The organism is Bacillus sp. JJ675, assembly GCF_036963165.1.
GTDB lineage: Bacteria > Bacillota > Bacilli > Bacillales > Bacillaceae > Bacillus > Bacillus glycinifermentans.
Genome location: NZ_JBALMR010000018.1, coordinates 14,492 through 33,841, shown reverse-complemented (window position 1 = coordinate 33,841; position 19,350 = coordinate 14,492). Strand labels below are relative to the sequence as shown.

General features: G+C 46.8%; 23 protein-coding genes. 21 read left to right on the top strand and 2 right to left on the bottom strand.

Annotated elements, in window-relative coordinates; all coding sequences use genetic code 11:
- From V7126_RS04325 to V7126_RS04265, 13 genes are all read left to right on the top strand, one after another.
- Nucleotides 1–719: AI-2E family transporter (locus V7126_RS04325; protein WP_335496944.1), on the top strand; the 719-nt coding region annotated here is incomplete at its 5' end.
- A 341-nt stretch (nucleotides 720–1,060) separates the two neighbouring features.
- A complete protein-coding gene (gene alaS, locus V7126_RS04320; protein WP_046132125.1) occupies nucleotides 1,061–3,697 on the top strand; it encodes an alanine--tRNA ligase in 2,637 nt (878 codons plus the stop codon).
- Between the two features lie 85 nt (nucleotides 3,698–3,782).
- The gene (locus tag V7126_RS04315) at nucleotides 3,783–4,049 is read left to right on the top strand and encodes an IreB family regulatory phosphoprotein (protein ID WP_046132126.1); all 267 of its coding nucleotides are present in this window, start codon (nucleotides 3,783–3,785) and stop codon (nucleotides 4,047–4,049) included.
- A 6-nt stretch (nucleotides 4,050–4,055) separates the two neighbouring features.
- Nucleotides 4,056–4,475 (top strand): Holliday junction resolvase RuvX, encoded by a 420-nt coding sequence (gene ruvX / locus V7126_RS04310; protein ID WP_065894601.1) that lies wholly within the window; start codon nucleotides 4,056–4,058, stop codon nucleotides 4,473–4,475.
- Between the two features lie 9 nt (nucleotides 4,476–4,484).
- The gene (locus V7126_RS04305; protein WP_175075633.1) at nucleotides 4,485–4,769 is read left to right on the top strand and encodes a DUF1292 domain-containing protein; all 285 of its coding nucleotides are present in this window, start codon (nucleotides 4,485–4,487) and stop codon (nucleotides 4,767–4,769) included.
- A 107-nt stretch (nucleotides 4,770–4,876) separates the two neighbouring features.
- Nucleotides 4,877–5,974, top strand: a complete 1,098-nt coding sequence (gene mltG, locus V7126_RS04300) for an endolytic transglycosylase MltG (RefSeq protein WP_335496937.1) — start codon at nucleotides 4,877–4,879, stop codon at nucleotides 5,972–5,974.
- A gap of 160 nt (nucleotides 5,975–6,134) precedes the next feature.
- The gene (locus V7126_RS04295) at nucleotides 6,135–6,797 is read left to right on the top strand and encodes an O-methyltransferase (RefSeq protein WP_046131486.1); all 663 of its coding nucleotides are present in this window, start codon (nucleotides 6,135–6,137) and stop codon (nucleotides 6,795–6,797) included.
- Nucleotides 6,794–7,723, top strand: a complete 930-nt coding sequence (locus V7126_RS04290; RefSeq protein ID WP_335496934.1) for a peptidase U32 family protein — start codon at nucleotides 6,794–6,796, stop codon at nucleotides 7,721–7,723. The genes V7126_RS04295 and V7126_RS04290 overlap by 4 nt, the downstream gene beginning before the upstream one ends.
- A gap of 11 nt (nucleotides 7,724–7,734) precedes the next feature.
- Complete coding sequence (locus V7126_RS04285; protein ID WP_046131488.1) at nucleotides 7,735–9,003, top strand: peptidase U32 family protein; 1,269 nt, start codon at nucleotides 7,735–7,737, stop codon at nucleotides 9,001–9,003.
- 5 nt (nucleotides 9,004–9,008) lie between these two features.
- Nucleotides 9,009–9,644: a uridine kinase gene (gene udk, locus V7126_RS04280; RefSeq protein WP_046131489.1), complete on the top strand. Its 636-nt coding sequence runs from the start codon at nucleotides 9,009–9,011 to the stop codon at nucleotides 9,642–9,644.
- Between the two features lie 244 nt (nucleotides 9,645–9,888).
- The gene (gene greA, locus V7126_RS04275; RefSeq protein WP_046131490.1) at nucleotides 9,889–10,365 is read left to right on the top strand and encodes a transcription elongation factor GreA; all 477 of its coding nucleotides are present in this window, start codon (nucleotides 9,889–9,891) and stop codon (nucleotides 10,363–10,365) included.
- Between the two features lie 54 nt (nucleotides 10,366–10,419).
- Entirely contained in the window at nucleotides 10,420–12,174 is a 1,755-nt protein-coding gene (locus V7126_RS04270; RefSeq protein WP_335496930.1) for a peptidoglycan D,D-transpeptidase FtsI family protein, read from the top strand.
- A 58-nt stretch (nucleotides 12,175–12,232) separates the two neighbouring features.
- Nucleotides 12,233–12,910, top strand: a complete 678-nt coding sequence (locus V7126_RS04265) for a DUF1510 family protein (RefSeq protein ID WP_046131492.1) — start codon at nucleotides 12,233–12,235, stop codon at nucleotides 12,908–12,910.
- A gap of 41 nt (nucleotides 12,911–12,951) precedes the next feature.
- On the opposite strand, the gene V7126_RS04260 is transcribed toward V7126_RS04265, so the two are convergent.
- Nucleotides 12,952–13,152 carry a YrzA family protein gene (locus V7126_RS04260; protein WP_046131493.1) on the bottom strand — a complete coding sequence of 67 codons (201 nt, stop codon included), beginning with the start codon at nucleotides 13,150–13,152 and terminating at the stop codon, nucleotides 12,952–12,954.
- Between the two features lie 188 nt (nucleotides 13,153–13,340).
- Between V7126_RS04260 and V7126_RS04255 the strand changes: the two genes are divergently transcribed.
- The 7 genes from V7126_RS04255 to V7126_RS04225 all read left to right on the top strand — a co-directional run bounded on the left by V7126_RS04255 (nucleotide 13,341) and on the right by V7126_RS04225 (nucleotide 18,002).
- Nucleotides 13,341–13,982 (top strand): class I SAM-dependent methyltransferase, encoded by a 642-nt coding sequence (locus tag V7126_RS04255; RefSeq protein ID WP_046131494.1) that lies wholly within the window; start codon nucleotides 13,341–13,343, stop codon nucleotides 13,980–13,982.
- Between the two features lie 20 nt (nucleotides 13,983–14,002).
- Nucleotides 14,003–14,698 (top strand): 5'-methylthioadenosine/S-adenosylhomocysteine nucleosidase, encoded by a 696-nt coding sequence (gene mtnN, locus V7126_RS04250; RefSeq protein ID WP_046131495.1) that lies wholly within the window; start codon nucleotides 14,003–14,005, stop codon nucleotides 14,696–14,698.
- 51 nt (nucleotides 14,699–14,749) lie between these two features.
- Nucleotides 14,750–15,673 (top strand): PLP-dependent cysteine synthase family protein, encoded by a 924-nt coding sequence (locus V7126_RS04245; RefSeq protein WP_046131496.1) that lies wholly within the window; start codon nucleotides 14,750–14,752, stop codon nucleotides 15,671–15,673.
- A gap of 1 nt (nucleotide 15,674) precedes the next feature.
- Nucleotides 15,675–16,817 (top strand): bifunctional cystathionine gamma-lyase/homocysteine desulfhydrase, encoded by a 1,143-nt coding sequence (locus V7126_RS04240; protein ID WP_046131497.1) that lies wholly within the window; start codon nucleotides 15,675–15,677, stop codon nucleotides 16,815–16,817.
- 88 nt (nucleotides 16,818–16,905) lie between these two features.
- Nucleotides 16,906–17,139 carry a YrhC family protein gene (locus V7126_RS04235; protein ID WP_046131498.1) on the top strand — a complete coding sequence of 78 codons (234 nt, stop codon included), beginning with the start codon at nucleotides 16,906–16,908 and terminating at the stop codon, nucleotides 17,137–17,139.
- Between the two features lie 396 nt (nucleotides 17,140–17,535).
- Nucleotides 17,536–17,685 (top strand): YrzI family small protein, encoded by a 150-nt coding sequence (locus V7126_RS04230; RefSeq protein ID WP_065894598.1) that lies wholly within the window; start codon nucleotides 17,536–17,538, stop codon nucleotides 17,683–17,685.
- 164 nt (nucleotides 17,686–17,849) lie between these two features.
- Nucleotides 17,850–18,002 (top strand): hypothetical protein, encoded by a 153-nt coding sequence (locus tag V7126_RS04225; protein ID WP_164918165.1) that lies wholly within the window; start codon nucleotides 17,850–17,852, stop codon nucleotides 18,000–18,002.
- A 91-nt stretch (nucleotides 18,003–18,093) separates the two neighbouring features.
- On the opposite strand, the gene V7126_RS04220 is transcribed toward V7126_RS04225, so the two are convergent.
- On the bottom strand, nucleotides 18,094–18,276 hold the full coding sequence (locus V7126_RS04220; protein WP_175075740.1) for a YjcZ family sporulation protein: 183 nt from the start codon (nucleotides 18,274–18,276) through the stop codon (nucleotides 18,094–18,096).
- A 325-nt stretch (nucleotides 18,277–18,601) separates the two neighbouring features.
- On the opposite strand from V7126_RS04220, the gene V7126_RS04215 reads away from it, so the two are divergent.
- A complete protein-coding gene (locus V7126_RS04215; RefSeq protein WP_046131499.1) occupies nucleotides 18,602–19,204 on the top strand; it encodes a class I SAM-dependent methyltransferase in 603 nt (200 codons plus the stop codon).
- Nucleotides 19,205–19,350 lie beyond the last annotated feature (146 nt).

Below are 19,350 nucleotides of genomic sequence, written 5' to 3'. Positions count from 1 at the left end.
ACGAAAGCATGCTCGATAAGCTGCATGATCATACAAACGCCTGGCCAGACGGTATGCATGACAGAATCGACAAGTTTGTCAATCGGGCTGAAGCGTTTGTAGGAAGCTGGGCGGAACGGACGATTACGAGCATCCGTTTTGTTTTTGACTACATGCTTGTTGCAGCGATTATTCCTTTCCTTGTGTTTTATATGGTGAAAGATATCGACACGATGAAAAAAGCGGTCTGGTACATAACGCCGGCTTCATGGAGAAAAAGAGGCAGCGCGTTCATCCGGGATGTCGACGATTCGCTCGGGGATTACATCAGGGGGCAATTGTTCGTATGTCTTGTCATCGGGCTGGGGGCCGGCCTGTCATTTTGGCTTTTCGGCCTGCCGTATCCGCTGATACTCGGCCTCATGATCGGGGCGACAAACGTCATTCCCTATTTCGGGCCCATCATCGGGGCAGTCCCGGCTCTTATGGTTGCAGCTGCTTTGTCGACAAAGCTTATCATCGTTGTGATTGCGACGATTTTGACTCTGCAGTTTATTGAAAGCAATATTCTCGGACCGCTCGTTGTCGGAAAAAGCCTGCACATGCATCCCGTTGTCATCATGCTCGGCCTCCTTGCCGGCGACGAATTGGCCGGCATCATCGGGATGATTCTCGCGGTTCCGGTGATGGCCGTATTAAAGGTCATGTTCGCCCATTTTTTGGCGGCGAGGAAAGCCTGACCGCAGGGAGAATTGACATTCACTGCATCGTTGTCTATAATTTCGAGATAGACATACATACGAATCTCGACTGACGGATCCGAGTATACTGAAGCCCTGTTTACAGAGAAAAGCTCCTTTAGGCTGAAAGAGCTTTAGCAGAAGATCAGTAGAAGCTAATCCTGAGTGCAGGCGAAAACCTGCCGTCTTTATCCGGCGTTATACGGATATCAAGGTGATGGACGAATCTGTCCATAATCAGGGTGGTACCGCGAGAGGAGCTCTCGTCCCTGTGCAGCTGCAAGGTTTGCATGGGACGGGGGCTTTTTATATTGCATGCATCAATTAAAGGAGGAAACACAGTGAAGACATTAACATCCGCAGAAGTGCGTCAAATGTTTTTAGATTTTTTTAAAGAAAAAGGCCATACCGTTGAACCGAGCGCCTCTCTCATTCCGCACGAGGATCCATCCTTGCTCTGGATCAACAGCGGAGTCGCGACGCTGAAAAAATACTTTGACGGACGGGTGGTACCTGAAAATCCGCGCATTTGCAACGCCCAAAAATCGATCCGGACGAACGACATTGAAAACGTCGGAAAAACGGCCCGGCATCACACGTTCTTTGAAATGCTCGGAAACTTTTCGATCGGCGATTACTTTAAAGAAGAAGCGATCGAATGGGCATGGGAATTTTTAACCGACAAAAAATGGATCGGCTTTGACCCTGAACGCTTGTCTGTTACCGTTCACCCGGAAGATGATGAAGCGTACGAATTGTGGGCAAAAAAAATCGGCATTCCGGAAGAGCGGATCATCAGACTGGAAGGGAACTTCTGGGACATCGGCGAAGGACCGAGCGGCCCGAATACAGAAATTTTCTACGACCGCGGCGAAGCATACGGCAACGATCCTGAAGATCCGGAACTGTATCCCGGCGGAGAAAACGAGCGCTATCTTGAAATCTGGAACCTCGTGTTTTCCGAATTCAACCACAATCCGGACGGAACGTACACGCCGCTTCCGAAGAAAAACATTGATACGGGAATGGGGCTTGAGCGGATGGTATCCGTTATTCAGGACGCCAAAACAAACTATGATACAGACCTGTTTATGCCGATCATCAAAGCAACCGAAGCCATTTCAGGCGAAGCATACGGAACATCGAAAGAAAAGGATACCGCCTTTAAGGTGATCGCCGACCATATCCGGACGGTTGCATTTGCGGTAGGCGACGGAGCTCTTCCGTCAAACGAAGGCCGCGGCTATGTCATCAGAAGGCTGCTTCGCCGCGCCGTGCGCTATGCAAAAGCAATCAATATCAACCGGCCGTTTATGTATGAGCTTGTGCCTGTCGTAGCTGACATCATGGCTGCTTTCTACTCAGAAGTAAAAGAAAAAGCCGAATTTATCGCCAAAGTGATCAAAACGGAGGAAGAACGCTTCCATGAAACGCTGAACGAAGGGCTCGCGATCCTCTCGGAGGTCATCGGAAAAGAGAAGAAAAAAGGAAACGGCGTCATTTCAGGCGAAGATGTCTTCAAGCTTTACGATACGTACGGATTCCCTGTCGAACTGACTGAAGAGTACGCTGAAGACGAAGGCATGAAGGTCGATCATGAAGGCTTTGAACGCGAAATGAACAAGCAGCGCGAACGCGCGCGCCAGGCCCGGCAGGATGTCGGCAGCATGCAGGTTCAAGGCGGCGCGCTCCGCGATATCATGACAGAAAGCAAGTTCGTCGGCTATTCTGTGCTGAAAAACGACACGAAAATCACAGAACTTCTTCAGGAAGGCGAGCTTGCCGATCTTGTTCATGAAGGAAGCAAAGTTCAAATCATGCTGGAAGAGACGCCGTTCTATGCAGAAAGCGGCGGACAAATCGGCGACAAAGGCTGGCTGAGAAGCGAAGAAGCGGCAGTCCGCATCACGGATGTCAAAAAAGCGCCGAACGGTCAGCACCTGCACGAAGGAATCGTTGAAAGCGGAACGGTTCAAAAAGGCATGAGCGTCTCCGCAGAAGTGACGGAGCGCTTCAGAAAAGACATCGTCAAAAACCACACGGCGACACACCTGCTCCATCAGGCTTTAAAAGACGTGCTCGGAACGCATGTCAACCAGGCCGGATCGCTTGTGACCGGCAGCCGTCTGCGCTTTGACTTCTCCCATTTCGGACAGGTTACAAAAGAAGAACTGGCGCAAATCGAGGCAAAAGTGAACGAGAAAATTTGGGATTCGATTCCTGTTGAAATCGATCTGAAACCGATTGATGAAGCAAAGGCAATGGGCGCTATGGCATTGTTTGGAGAAAAATACGGCGACATCGTCCGCGTTGTCAAAGTCGGCGATTACAGCATCGAGCTGTGCGGAGGCTGCCACGTGAAAAACACCGCCGAAATCGGCCTCTTTAAAATCGTTTCCGAATCCGGAATCGGCGCCGGAACGCGCCGGATCGAAGCGGTAACAGGCAAGGGCGCATACCAGGAAATGAATGTTAAGCTTGAATTGCTCGAGCATGCGGCAGATGCGCTAAAAACAAACGTAAAAGAAGTGCCGAAACGGATCGAATCGCTCCAAGCCGATTTAAAAGCGGTTCAGAGGGAAAATGAATCCCTGCTCGCCAAGCTCGGCAACAAAGAAGCGGGAGAGATTTTGGAAAGAGTGAAAGAAATCGGCGGAATCAAACTGCTCGCCGAAAAAGTAAACGCGAAAGACATGAATCACCTCAGGACGATGGTCGACGAACTGAAAGCGAAATTAGGCTCAGGTGTCATCGTGCTTGGCGCAGTGCAAAACGAAAAAGTGAATATTTCTGCGGGAGTTACAAAAGATTTAATAGAGCGTGGTTTTCACGCTGGCAAACTCGTCAAACAAGTCGCTGAAGCGTGCGGAGGCGGCGGTGGCGGCCGTCCAGACATGGCCCAGGCCGGGGGGAAACAGCCTGAAAAATTGGAAGAAGCTTTATCTTCTGCAGAAGAATGGGTGAAATCCGTTTTATAAAAAGCCGATGTAGTGTAGAATGGTGATATAAGGTATTCAGGCTAAACACTTTGGCCTTTCGAATTTGGGAAAGAGGTGCAAAACGGTGAGCTCATTTGATAAGACGATGAAATTTAACTTTTCCGACGATTCAATGGAAACCAATGTGAATGAAGTGCTGATAACCGTCCATGATGCGCTTCAGGAAAAAGGCTACAACCCGATCAACCAAATTGTCGGATATTTGCTATCAGGTGATCCCGCTTATATTCCAAGGCATCGCGATGCACGCAATTTGATTCGGAAAATCGAAAGAGACGAGATAATCGAGGAATTGGTTAAATCGTATATAGAAAAGCATAAAGAGGCGTAAAAAAGAATGCGAATATTAGGTCTTGATTTAGGTTCAAAAACGCTCGGCGTCGCGCTGAGCGATGAAATGGGCTGGACGGCTCAGGGAATAGAAACGATCAAAATCGACGAAGCGGGCGGCGATTTTGGACTTGACCGCTTGGCTGAGTTAACGAAAGACTATACAATAGACAAAATTGTCCTCGGATTTCCCAAAAATATGAACGGTACCGTCGGGCCAAGGGGAGAAGCCAGCCAGAAATTTGCGGAAGTCCTAGAAGACGCGTTTCATGTCCCCGTCGTGCTCTGGGACGAGCGGCTCTCGACGATGGCGGCTGAAAAGATGCTGATTTCAGCTGATGTCAGCAGGCAAAAACGAAAAAAAGTAATCGATAAAATGGCGGCGGTGATGATCCTTCAAGGGTATCTCGACAGCCTAAATACATGAGGTGATCAAATGGAACACGGTGAAAAAAACATTACGATCGTAGACGATAAAGGAAATGAACAGCTTTGTGAAGTGTTATTCACATTTGACAGCGATAAATTTGATAAATCGTACGTCCTGTATTATCCGATTGAAGCGCAGGATGATGAGGAAATCGAAATCCATGCTTCAAGCTTCATTCCGAACGAAAACGGCGAAGACGGCGAGCTGATGCCGATCGAAACTGAGGAAGAATGGGATATGATCGAAGAGACGCTGAACACGTTTTTAGCCGACGAAGAGGAAGAAGAATAAAAAAAGCTGCCGCAAGGCGGCTTTTTTTTATGACAAAAGTATTGTAATAAATTGCCGAATATCAACGAATCATGTAGTATATACCATGGGAGGAGAGGAGGACATAAATGTTTGAAGACCAGACTAAGAAACCGTTCATAAAAAAACTCCTTGATCATAAAATTAAATTTTGGCTGACCGCGGCGGCAGTGCTGATTATTCTCATTGCAGGCGGTGCATCGCTCTACGTGAAATCCGCTCTTGAGCCGGTCGATAAAAACAGCGAAAAAGCGGTCAACGTATACATCCCGAAAGGCTCGACCGTTTCAACGATCGCCGCAAAGCTGAAAAAACAAGAGTTAATTAAAAATGAAAAAGTGTTTATCGCCTATGTCAAATTCAAGCATGCATCAGGATTTCAAGCCGGAAACTTTCAGCTCAGCCAGTCGATGAGCCCCGCTGAATTGATCGATAAGCTGACAAGCACATCTCACGTTCCAGCCTTTAAGATCGTCGTTCCGGAGGGCCGGCAGCTCACTGAAATCGCCGCCATGATCGCAGGCCAAACCAATTATTCAGAAAAAGACATTATGAATAAGCTTGATGACAAAAACTTTATTAACAAATTGAAAAAGAAATATCCGAATGTAATCAAAGATGATGTCTTGAACAAAAACATCAAGCATCCGCTGGAGGGGTATCTCTACCCTGCGACATACCCGTTTTACGATCCGGAAACAAAGCTGGAAGCCATTATCGAAGCGATGATCAAAGAAACCGATAAAACGGCCGAAAAATACCGGACGCAGATGAAGGACAAAAAAATGTCCGTTCACAAAACGCTCACAATGGCATCATTAATAGAAGAAGAAGCGACTGAAAAAGCAGACCGACATAAAATATCGAGCGTATTCTATAATCGTCTTGACAAGAAGATGCCGCTGCAGACGGATCCGACCGTACTCTATGCACTCGGAAAGCATAAAAAACGGGTCGTTTACAAGGATCTCGGGGTCAAATCCCCTTACAATACGTACAAGCATACCGGACTTCCGCCGGGGCCGATTGCAAATGCAGGGGAATCGTCTTGGGAAGCGGCATTAAACCCGGATAAAACGGATTATGTCTATTTCCTTGCCAAGAAAAACGGAGAAGTCGTTTTTACAAAAACGCTAAAAGAGCATAATAAAGCAAAATCGAAATATATCACAAATCAAAGCGAGTAAACCTTAAAGGAGAGTAAAAAATGACTCTCCTTTTATTCGCAAAAGAAAATGTTTTATGGTAAAATATATCGGGTTGTTTATTAGAGAAAAGACATTCACTGCTTTAGGAGAGTTCTTACATCTGACCTAAAGCTCTTTTTATGAAAGGGAGGCTCTTCCCGTGAAGATCGGACACCAGGAACTGACCGGCTATCTGGAAAGGCTGCAAAAGCCTCGGCCGGCAGACATTATGAAGCTTGAGGCTTATGCCGAGGAGCACGGCGTACCCATTATGGAACCGACCGGAATCGACGCGCTGCTTCGGCTTCTGTCGCTCAAAAATCCGAAAAAAATACTTGAAATCGGCACTGCCATCGGATACTCGGCGATTCGGATGGCGCTTGAACTTCCTGAAGCCGAAATATTTACAATCGAGCGCGACGAACAAAGGTATCACGAAGCCATTCAAAACATTCAATCCTTCCAGCTGGAAAACAGAATTCACGTGTTCTTCGGCGATGCGCTCAGCGAGTCGGCCGCCGTTCAGTCGATGGCGCCTTATGACGCGCTGTTTATCGATGCCGCAAAAGGACAATATCAAAAATTTTTCAGCTTGTACGAACAGATGCTGGCAGACGACGGCATCATTTTTACGGACAACGTCCTGTTCAAAGGGCTTGTCGCCGGAGATTACGATCAAATCGAAAACAAACGGATCAAAAAGCTTGTATCAAAAATAGATCATTTTAATCATTGGCTAATGGAGCACCCGGATTATCGTACAACGATTTTGCCGGTCGGAGACGGCTTGGCCGTTAGCCAAAAAGAGGTGAAACGCATATGAAAAAACCTGAACTGCTAGTGACACCGACATCGGTTGGCGATATTAAGCCTTTGGCCAGTGCCGGGGCTGACGCGTTTATCATCGGTGAACAAAGATACGGACTGCGCCTGGCCGGGGAATTTTCAAGATCTGATATTCAAGAGGCGATTCTTCAGGCTCATGAAGCCGGCGCAAAAGTGTATGTCGCGATGAATGCGATTTTTCATAACGATAAAGTGCCAGAATTGAACGATTATCTTTCCTTTTTGGAAGAGGCCGGGGCTGATGCCGTCGTATTCGGCGACCCGGCGGTGTTGATGGCTGCGAGAGAATCCGCGCCGAACATGCCGCTCCACTGGAGTACGGAAACAACCGCAACCAATCACCATTCGTGCAATTACTGGGGACGCAAGGGAGCGAAGCGCGCGGTATTGGCGAGAGAGCTGAACATGGACAGCATTATCGAGATTAAAGAAAAAGCCGAAGTCGAGATCGAAATTCAGGTTCACGGGATGACATGCATGTTCCAGTCCAAGCGATCATTGATCGGCAACTATTTTGAATACCAGGGCAAAGTCATGGATATCGAGGGCAAGAAAAAAGAAAAAGGCATGTATCTTCATGACAAAGAGCGCGGCAACAAATATCCGATTTTCGAAGACGAAAACGGCACGCACATTATGAGCCCGAACGATGTATGCATCATTGACGAGCTCGAGGATTTAATAGACGACGGAATCGATTCATTCAAAATCGACGGGATCTTAAAATCGGCGGACTATCTTGCGCAGGTGACGGCGATGTACCGCGAGGCCATCGATCTTTGCATGACGGACAGAGAAGCATACGAAAATAAAAAAGAACAATGGATTGAGCGGATCGAAGACCTGCAGCCTGTAAACCGCAGCATCGATACCGGATTCTTCTTCAAAGAGACAGTATATTAAGGAGGGAAACCATGTCTGCAGTTCAAGATAAAATTTCCACAATCGTCAATGGAAAACGCGTCATTACGAAAAAACCGGAACTTCTCGCCCCGGCGGGAAATTTGGAAAAACTGAAAATCGCCGTCCACTACGGGGCAGACGCTGTATTTATCGGCGGGCGCGAATATGGACTCCGCTCCAATGCGGATAATTTTTCAATCGAAGAAATGGCCGAAGGCGTTGAATTTGCCAAACGATACGGAGCGAAAATCTACGTCACAACCAATATTTTCGCACACGAAGAAAATATCGACGGCCTTGATGAATACTTAAGGGATCTGCAGGATGCGGGCGTATCCGGAATCATCGTCGCCGACCCGCTGATCATCGAAACGTGCCGGAGGGTCGCTCCAAAGCTGGAAGTGCACTTGAGCACACAGCAATCATTGTCAAACTGGAAAGCCGTTCAATTCTGGAAGGAAGAAGGTTTGGAACGGGTCGTGCTCGCGCGCGAAACGAGCGCCCTTGAAATCAGGGAAATGAAAGAAAAAGTAGATATCGAAATCGAAACCTTTATCCACGGTGCGATGTGCATCGCATACTCCGGACGCTGCGTGCTGAGCAATCACATGACGGCAAGGGATTCAAACCGCGGCGGCTGCTGCCAGTCATGCCGCTGGGATTATGACTTGTATCAGACAGACGGTGCGAACGCGCTGCCGCTTTATGAAGAAAGCGACGCTCCGTTTGCAATGAGCCCGAAAGACCTGAAGCTGATCGAATCGATTCCGCAAATGATTGAAATGGGAATCGACAGCTTGAAAATCGAAGGACGGATGAAATCGATCCACTATATCGCAACGGTCGTCAGCGTTTACCGAAAAGTGATTGACGCCTATTGTGCAGATCCCGACGGATTTACCATTAAAGAAGAATGGCTGAAGGAGCTTGACAAATGTGCAAACAGGGATACGGCTCCTGCATTCTTTGAAGGAACGCCGGGATACGAAGAGCAAATGTTCGGCGAGCACGGGAAAAAGACGACATACGATTTTGTCGGGCTTGTGCTCGATTATGATGAAGAGACGCAAATCGTTACGCTCCAGCAGCGCAACTTTTTCAAAACAGGAGACGAAGTCGAATTTTTCGGCCCGGAAATTGATAATTTCACATACAAGATTGATACGATTTGGGACGAAAAAGGCAATGTGCTTGATGCAGCCCGCCATCCCCTGCAAATCGTCAAATTTAAAGTGGACAAGAAGATTTATCCTAGCAACATGATGAGAAAGGGGCAGTAAAAGGCATGGGAAAGAAACCGGTAGTCATTGGAATAGCGGGGGGCTCCGGGTCAGGCAAGACAAGCGTGACCAGGTCGATTTATGAACAGTTCAAGGGCCACTCTATTTTAATGCTTGAACAGGATTTGTATTACAAAGATCAAAGCCATCTGCCCTTTGAAGAAAGGCTGAACACGAACTACGACCATCCGCTTGCATTTGACAATGACTATTTGATTGAGCATCTACAAGAATTGCTGAAATACCGTCCGATTAAAAAACCGATTTACGATTACAAGATGCATACACGTTCGGAAGAAGTCGTGCATGTCGAGCCGAAAGATGTTATTATTTTGGAAGGAATCCTTGTTCTCGAGGATGAAAGGCTCCGCGATTTGATGGACATCAAACTGTACGTCGATACGGATGCAGATCTTCGCATCATCAGAAGAATGCTCCGTGACATTAAGGAAAGAGGCCGCTCGATCGATTCCGTTATCGAGCAGTACATTTCCGTCGTCAGACCGATGCACAATCAATTTGTCGAACCGACAAAACGCTATGCTGACATCATTATTCCGGAAGGCGGCCAAAATCGCGTTGCAATTGATTTGATGGTTACCAAAATACAAACTATTCTTGAACAAAACGCGATTTTATAATAACATAGCATAGACAAAGACTACTCTGACCATATTATGTATAGAAATTGAAGGGACCTCTTTAGATATGAGCCCTTCTTTAACTGTATAAGCACGATTTACCGGAGCCTTCCATCCGGTTGACATCATACTTTACAAATATGGGAGAGAAGAAGGGGACAAGGGTTGTCCTCATTCTTGTATATTCAAGTCTATACTCTCACATACAAGTGATGAGGGACCAACTAGAAGGAGTGAAGGAACAATGGCACAAGAGAAAGTTTTTCCTATGACAGAAACAGGAAAGAAAAAATTAGAAGAAGAACTTGAGTATTTGAAAACGGTTAAACGCAAAGAGGTTGTTGAGCGCATCAAAGTCGCCAGAAGCTTCGGCGATCTCTCGGAAAACTCTGAGTATGATTCAGCCAAAGAAGAGCAGGCCTTTGTAGAGGGGCGCATCACAACGCTTGACAATATGATTCGAAATGCGAAAATCATCGAGGATGATGGTGAAAATTCAAACATCGTCAGTCTGGGAAAAACGGTCACATTTACAGAGCTTCCGGACGGAGAAGAAGAATCTTATACGATCGTGGGAAGCGCTGAAGCTGATCCGTTTGAAGGAAAAATCTCCAACGATTCGCCAATCGCCAAAAGCCTTCTCGGCAAGCAGGTCGGAGATGAAGTGACCGTGCAGACGCCGGGTGGAGAAATGCTTGTAAAAATTGTGAAAATTTCATAAAGTTTGTTTAGCAGACGAACGCCTCGTCCACAATGTGGATGAGGTGTTTTTATTATGAAATTACGCAAGCGCATGAAATGGATTGCGATGTTGATGTCGGCGGCGCTTTTGTTTTTGCTGGTGAGACTGGCGGAAATCCAACTGTTTTTCACCGAATCCTTTTCCAAATGGAATGTGAACTTAATCCAGGAAAGCGTGAAACAGCGCACGGAAGAGGTTCAGATTTCAGATGGAAGAGGATCTTTTTTAGATCGCAGCGGTAAGCCGCTCACCGTCAGCAGAAAGCCGGCAATTGTGCTGTTTCCGTTTTTGAAGTCACAATCATGGCCGATTGGCGAAGCGGCCGCTATTTTAAACATATCGGAAGAAGAGCTGGACGGGAAGCTTGATAAAGCGAAAAAACCCGTCATTCTCACCAAAAATGAAGAGGGCTCAATTTCGAAAACGGCACTCGAAAAAATCAACAAACTGAAATATCCGGGAATATACGGCGTATACATAGAAGAAACAGAAAAAAACAGGCTGGCCTCACACACCATCGGCATGACAAATCAGGACCCGGAGCTGCTTCGCAAAAAATACCCGCACAAAGACGGCCTGTCGATCAGCACGAAAATCGGCACCTTCGGCCTGGAGCGGACATTTGACGAATTCCTGCTTCCCGAACAAGATACAAAATTGTTATACCATGTGGACGGACTGGGAAACCCTTTGTTCGGCATTGACGTCAAGTATACGGCAGATGCGAACCCGTTCTATCCGCTGCAGGTCAAAACAACGATCGATAAGACGATGCAGCAGAAGCTTGAAGACATTTTGGATGACCATCATGTGAAAAAAGGCGGGGCGGTTCTCCTCGACATCGAAAACAGCAGTGTGCTTGCGATTGCCAGCAAGCCTGACGTAAACACGGCTTCCCAAAAAACGAGGCAAAACTATATGCTCACCCCCATGTATCCGGGCTCTGTTTTTAAAACGGTGATCGCGGCGGCGGCGATAGAAAACGGCTTGGATCATCCGACGAAAACGTTCAACTGCAACTTGAATCTTTACGGAAAACCGGGCGATGACAAGGGGAGGCTGAACATGGAAGAAGGCTTTGCCCAAAGCTGCAATTATACATTTACGAGCCTCGCGGATGAGCTGATCAAAAAAAACGGCTCGGTCATCGAAGATACTGCGAAAAAGCTCGGGCTTACCGGACGGGTCGGCTGGGAAGGCCGCCTATACCGCGAGCGGGATTTCAGGCAGTTTTACCATGAGGGTTCGGGTTCGGTCTGGGGGGACGAGCGGGATAAAAAAGTGAAAAAAGCGGTTGCACAAACCGCGATAGGCCAAAAAAACGTCAAGCTGACTCCGCTTGAAATCGCCAATATGATGGCGACCATAGCGAGAGGCGGCGAGAAAAAGCAAGTCAAAATCGCAAGCGGGATCGAATACAAAAACGGCACATTGATGGCTTCGTTTAAAGACCATGAGCTGTCGGGGGATACGATCGATCATTATACCGCGCAAAAGCTGCAAAAACTGCTCAGAAACGTCGTCACATCTGAAAAAGGGACAGGCAGGCGCTTCCGCGACCTTCCGTACGACGTATCGGGGAAATCGGGAACGGCGCAGACGGGCCGGCTGACAAAAGACAAAAAAACCCTCTATCATAAATGGTTTGCCGGCTATTTTCCGGCAGACAAGCCAAAATACGCGCTCGCCGTCGTTCATATGGACACACCGGAAGATCAGGCTGCGACAAATGCCGCATTTTATGATATTGTTAAAAAAGTATATGAAATTGAAAAGAACCAGACATAGAAGAATGCCTTACGTGATGATAAAATAGGATGCGAGGCAAGAGGGAAAAAGGAGTGCAATGAATTTGAGCAAAACAAGGGAATCTCGATTTGAAAACCGTGATAAGCGCAGGAAAGCGAATCTTGTGCTTAACATTTTAATAGGGATTGTATTGGTTTTAATCGTTGTGGTTGCCAGCAGTCTGATGATGAACAGCCCGAAGGAGCAAACACAGCAGGACGTCTCCAAAAACGATAAAACGACAGAAGCTCCTGCTTCCGATAATAAAAAGCAGACGTCTGACGAGGATGTAAAGGACAAAGAAAAAGCCGATTCAGACAAAAAAGATACGAGCGATTCAGATTCGGAGAAAGACAAAGATACAGCTTCTGACGAGGAGAAATCGACAGACGATCCGTTTAAAGGAGCGAAAGTAACGGAAGGAGGCTCCAGCGCAAACGTCGAAAAAACGATCGTCAATCCGAATTGGAAGCCTGTCGGCACAAAGCAAAGCGGAGAGCATACAGCAACGTACGACTCTTCATCCCAAGACTGGGCGGAAATGCTTGAAGCCATCTCTTACGCAACAGGCGTTTCCGAAGACAACATGACGGTCGTCTGGCTCGGAAACAACGGCAGCCCTCAAGATGCAAAAGGAACGATTCGGGCAAAGGACAGCGGAGATAAATATTCGGTCGCCATTACGTGGGTGGACGGAAAAGGCTGGAAACCGACAAAAGTTGAAAAGCTAAAATAAAAAGAAAAAGCGGCGGTGAATGAAACCGGCCGCTTTTTTTATCATTCGGCTTTAAAATGAACGACGGCGCTGTACATGATCCGCCCGTCGATAACCGCAGTCTGATGGGACACCGATCCGACCCTGAGCATAAGAGCCTGATTGTTTTCGATCTGCTGATTGATTTTCTTTTCAAGCTCCTCCAAGGTCAGGGCTTCAAAAAACTCGATTTTATCCTTGATAAGATCAAGCTCGAATTTCATAGACAAATCCTCCATTCGTTCAGAGTCAATCATTATTAAAGCAGAGAAGCCGCATCATGACAAGGGAAAAATCACCAAGCTGTTTTTGTACCCAAACCTGCGAAATTATGTTAGGATAAGAACTAATCAGGTATTGAAATCATACTATACTGATAGGAATTGTAAAAATAAATGGAGTGTGACAATAAATGGGGAGAGAGTTCATTTCGATATTTGAGAATTGGGCGAATTCTTATGATGATACAGTAGTCGGGCATGACCTTCAATATAAAGAAGTATTCCGAAACTATGACGGCATTTTGGAGGATGTTGTGAAGCGTTCAGGCAGCAAGGTGATCGAGTTTGGCGTCGGCACGGGCAACCTGACCGCAAAACTGATCGCCGCCGGAAAAAACGTGTACGGCATTGAGCCTTCAAAATCGATGAGAGACATCGCCGTAAGCAAGCTGCCTAAAGGGGCTTTGGTCTCTGACGGGGATTTTCTCGATTTTCCGGCTCCGCCGTTTTCGCCAGATACAATCGTCAGCTCATATGCCTTTCACCATTTGACGAACGATGAAAAACGCGAGGCGGTAAGGCGATATGGAAAAATGCTTGCGAAGCATGGTAAAATAGTGTTTGCTGACACCGTATTCAAGGACCGCGATTCGTACATTTCCGCCATTCAAGACGCAAAAAACAGAGGATTTTACCAGTTGGCGGAAGATCTTGAAACGGAACATTATCCGACGATTTCCGAGATGGAAACGATCTTTACCTCAGAACATTTCAGTATCGCCTTTCAAAAGCATAATGATTTTGTCTGGGTAATGGAAGCGGCAAAATTGTAAATGTGAAGGGAAGTTATGATATGAAGATAGCAATTATCGGAGCAATGGAAGAAGAAGTCACAATCCTGCGCAGCAAATTGGAACAGACGAAACAGGAAATCATCGCAAACTGTGAATTTACAAGCGGAATCTACGAAGGGAAAGAGGTTGTGCTTTTAAAATCCGGCATCGGTAAAGTGAATGCGGCCATGAGCACGACGATCCTGCTTGACCGCTTTAAGCCTGATGTGGTGATCAACACCGGTTCAGCCGGGGGCTTCCATCATTCCCTCAATGTCGGCGACATCGTCATTTCCACCGAAGTCCGCCACCATGATGTCGATGTCACGGCTTTCGATTATGAGTATGGACAGGTTCCAAACCTTCCTGCCGCTTATCCTGCCGACAGCGCATTGGTGAAGACGGCGGAAGATGAAGCGTCTGAACTCGGGTCTTTTCAGGTAGTCAAAGGAACGATAGCGACCGGAGATTCCTTTATGAGCGACCCTGAACGGGTGGCATTCATCCGCGGCAAATTTAAAGATCTTTATGCGGTTGAAATGGAAGCGGCAGCCGTCGCCCAGGTTTGCTATCAGTTTGATGTTCCTTTCGTTGTCATCAGAGCGCTTTCGGATATCGCGGGAAAAGAATCTGAAGTATCTTTTGACAAGTTTTTGGAGCAGGCTGCGAAACATTCGACAGAGCTTGTCCTCCGCATGATCAAACAAATCAAATAAAACAGGGGGGTGCCCCCTCTGTTTTATACCTCTTAAAGGAGGAAGGAAAACGTGAATGTGATTACGGATATCACACAGTTAATCGGAAAAACGCCTCTTTTGAAGCTGCAGAAGTTTCAAACGCCTAAAGGGGTTAACATATACGCGAAGCTTGAAATGATGAATCCGGGCGGGAGCATTAAAGACCGGCTTGGAGAAATGCTGATTGACGAAGCGCTCAGCTCCGGAAAGCTGAAACCCGGAGGTACGGTGATCGAAGCGACGGCAGGCAATACGGGAATCGGCCTCGCGCTTAGTGCGAGAAAACACGGCATCACCGCTGTTTTTTGCGTGCCGGAGCACTTCAGCATGGAAAAACAGGCGATTATGAAGGCGCTTGGCGCAAAAATTGTCCACACGCCGAGAAGTAAGGGAATGAAAGGTGCGATCCAAAAAGCGCGTGAACTGGAGAAGGAGATCGACGGATCTTATTGCGTTTTGCAGTTTGAAAACCGAGTAAATCCATTGGTTTACTACAAAACGCTTGGTCCGGAAATTTGGAGCGATCTTGACGGACAGGTTGACGTGTTTGTCGCCGGGGCCGGATCAGGAGGCACCTTTGCAGGGACTGCCCGGTTTTTGAAGGAAAAAAATCCGTCTATCAAAACGGTCATTGTTGAACCGGAAGGCTCCATTTTAAACGGGGGAGAAGCACACGCCCATAAAACCGAGGGAATCGGAATGGAATTCATCCCCGAATACATGGACCAAAGCCATTTCGATGAGATCTACACCGTGCTGGATGATGATGCATTCCGGCTCGTAAAAGAAGCTGCGGAAAAGGAAGGCCTTTTGATCGGAAGCTCATCCGGGGCCGCTTTGTTCGCCGCATTGAAAGAAGCTGAGAAAGCCGGGGAAGGCGCAAATATTGTGACCGTTTTTCCTGACGGGAGCGACCGTTATGTCAGCAAAAACATATACGAAGGAGGAATATAATATGAAGCAAAAAACGAAAATGATCCACGGCGGTATTACAGGTGACGAAAAAACAGGCGCAGTCTCAGTTCCGATTTACCAGGTGAGCACGTACAAGCAGCCGCGGGCGGGACAGCATACGGGATACGAATATTCACGAACGGCCAACCCGACGAGAACGGCTCTTGAAGCCTTGATCGCCGATCTTGAAGGAGGAGCGGCAGGCTATGCCTTCGGTTCAGGGATGGCGGCCATCACCGCGGTTATGATGCTGTTTAAAAGCGGCGACCATATCATTTTGACGGATGATGTGTACGGCGGCACGTACCGTGTGATGACAAAGGTGCTGAACCGCATCGGCATTGATGCCGCTTTCGTCGATACGAGCAGCACGGACAACATTGAAAAAGCCATCAAGCCGAATACGAAAGCGATTTACGTCGAAACCCCGACAAATCCGCTTTTAAAAATCACCGATTTGAAAAAGGTCGCTGAGACTGCGAAAAAGCACGGCCTGTTACTGATCGTGGATAACACATTTTATACGCCGTATTTCCAAAATCCGCTTTCATTCGGAGCGGATATTGTGCTCCACAGCGCGACAAAGTATTTGGGAGGACACAGCGATGTCGTCGGCGGCCTTGTCGTGACTGCGACGAAAGAACTCGGTGAGGAGCTTCACTTCATTCAAAATTCCACAGGAGGTATCCTCGGTCCGCAGGACTCCTGGCTATTGATGAGAGGCATGAAAACGCTCGGCCTGAGAATGGAAGCCCATGAGCAAAACGCCAGAAGAATCGCTCAGTTTTTGGAAAACCATCATGCCGTTAAAAAAGTGTATTATCCGGGCTCTGCATCCCACCCCGGCCATGAGCTTGCCAAGCGGCAAAGCACGGGATTCGGCGGGATGATCTCCTTTGATATCGGAGACGAGGAAAATGTCGACCTTGTGTTGGGAAGGCTGAAGCTGTTTACCATCGCTGAAAGCCTGGGGGCTGTCGAAAGCCTCATTTCAGTGCCTGCCCGGATGACCCACGCATCGATTCCGCGCGACCGCAGACTCGAGCTGGGCATTACAGATGGATTGATCCGGATTTCCGTCGGAATCGAGGATATTGACGATCTATTGGATGATTTGAAACAAGCGCTTGAACCGCTCGCTTAAATTGGCTGAATTTACATGTCTGGTCAACTGTCAATCTATGTTACTCTAATTCATATTGATTATGAATCTAGGCAGGTGACCAAAAAACATGCATAAGAAAAAAGTCAAATCTTTAATGGTTGACTATAAACAATTTGCTTTTACACTGCTCAGTGTCAGCACATTTTTATATATCGGCTCCGTCATCCCGAATCCGGGTCTCGGAACGGGCCAAAAAACGGTGATGATGCTCGCGACAGGCGCATTTTTAGCAGGAGCCTTCTTTTGTGTGAAGCGCTCGCTCAAATATAAAAAACAACTGGATGAAATGGAAGAATCGTAAACAGAGAACCGGGACGCACGGTTCTCTGTTTTTTTCATGGAGCGAAAAAAGGCATCCATTTTTTCGAAAAACAGTTTACAAACAGGAATTTGATGGATATACTTACAAAGTAAACAAAAAGCAAAGGAGGTTGATGAACATGAAAAACGCGATGACTACATACACTAGACTCTGTGAATACCATGATTCATTCAACCTGTGGGAGAAATTGTGCTCTTCCTTAACCGATGCTTTTTCGGCACACTGACGTTAGGAAGGAAAAACAATACGCTGCTCCTCCCGCAAGATAAAGACGCGTTCGTTTTTATCTGGCGGTTTTTGTTTGCGCCCGCAGGTTTGTCAAATGATCTGCGGGCTTATTTTTGAAAAAAGCGAACTTGAAAGGAGGTGAGCGACATGACGATTAATTTATTCTTCTTAACATTGACCATTCAAAAACGATTTAAGACGCCTGAAGAATACGAACGAGAATACGAGATCGAACAGCTGTACAACGAAATGAGAGACCGCCAGCTAAAGTATCTCTATACGAACAGCCAGCGCTAATCAAAGCGGACAATCAAATAAAAGGAGGAGATGATAATGATGTACAGAAGGGAATTGTTGGCACATTATACAATGGAGAAGGACCAGGTTTAGCCGGACTTTTTTGGGTCCGCATCGCAGATTGCCTGCATAGAATAAAGCAAATGTAATTGCAGGTGATGAATATGCACAAAGATGGAAGAATGCCTTTTATCGGTCATGGCTATACATCAATGCCTCATTCTTTTAAGCATGGCTACGGCAATCCGTACCGGCGCCGAAGAATGGAAGAAAGAGCGCGCCGGTTCGGCTATTGGCCGCCTTACTGGTATTATTAGAAGCAGAAAACGGCTCGTTTTCTGCTTTTTTTAAATAGATGGATACCCAAAATAGGAAAGGAGGGCTTAAAATGCCCTCCCTCCAGCTGTTCTAGTAAATGAAGCTAGTGCCTACGATAATCAAGAGAATGAAAAGCACGACAATAAGCGCAAAGCCGGCACCGTATCCGTAACCGCCGTATCCGTAACCGCCGTAGCAAGAGCCGCAAGACCCGCAAGACCCGCAAGACCCGCAACAACGGCCGAAACCGCCAAAACCGTATCCAAAGCCCATCATTTAGCACCACCTTTTAGTGAAAGTTCCATACATCCTATGCATTTATATGAGAAATTGAAAGGGCGGATAGATCATTTCATCAAGAGCTTTTTAAACATTATGCCTCTTTGATTCGATTTGTTCCTGCGTTTTAGGAGAAACATTTTCAAAGATGAATCCGTCTAGTTATGGAATGAAGGAAAAGATTCAGCATTTTCGCGGGTTTTCTTTTCATTTCTGGGCGGCCGATATGATTGGGGAAAGAGCCCGTTTTGTCTCCGGCTTTGTCCTTTGATGCAGGAATAAAAAATGGCCAAATAAGAATTAAAGCAGGTGTTTTGACGTGTTTGAACAATGGCTTGGAAAACAATTGCGGAGTCCGAGAGGCATTTTATCAAAATGGATTGCTTCTTATATGGAAACCGGAAATCATGATATAAACGAATGGTCGATTCAGTTATTGGATGTCCAGCCCTATGACCGAATCCTTGAAATCGGAACGGGAGGCGGAGCTGCTCTCAGCCGGATCGCGGAAAAGCTTGAAACCGGAAAGGCTTGCGGAATCGATTCATCCAAAAGCATGGTAAAGCGAAGTCTGCGCCGGACCAGGTATTTAAAAGAAGAGGGGAAAGCGGAGATCAAGCACGGATATGCCGAAAACATTCCGTTTGCAGACCGCGTCTTTCATAAAGTATTTTCAGTGCATTCGCTGTATGATTGGACGGATGCCGATCAGGCGCTAAAAGAAATTTACCGCGTGCTGCAAATCGACGGGACGCTGCTTCTCGCCGTCCATCTCAAAGAACAAATGAAAAAGTCAAAGAAAACGAAAGATTTGACGTTATATTCGGAAGAGCAGATCAGGCATCTGCTTGAAATACATCATTTTAGGGAAATCAGCGTACATATGTACAAAAATTATTGCTGCGTGACGGCGGTAAAATGACGATCATCCCCTAAAAGCCGGCCCTCTTACCACCGAGAGGGCTTTTTATATGCCATGAATTTAGTTCCATAATATCATATTTTTGTTTTTAAAAGAAATGTATTCCAATAAACTGTTAAACATGGTTTAATAGCGGGGTGAACGAC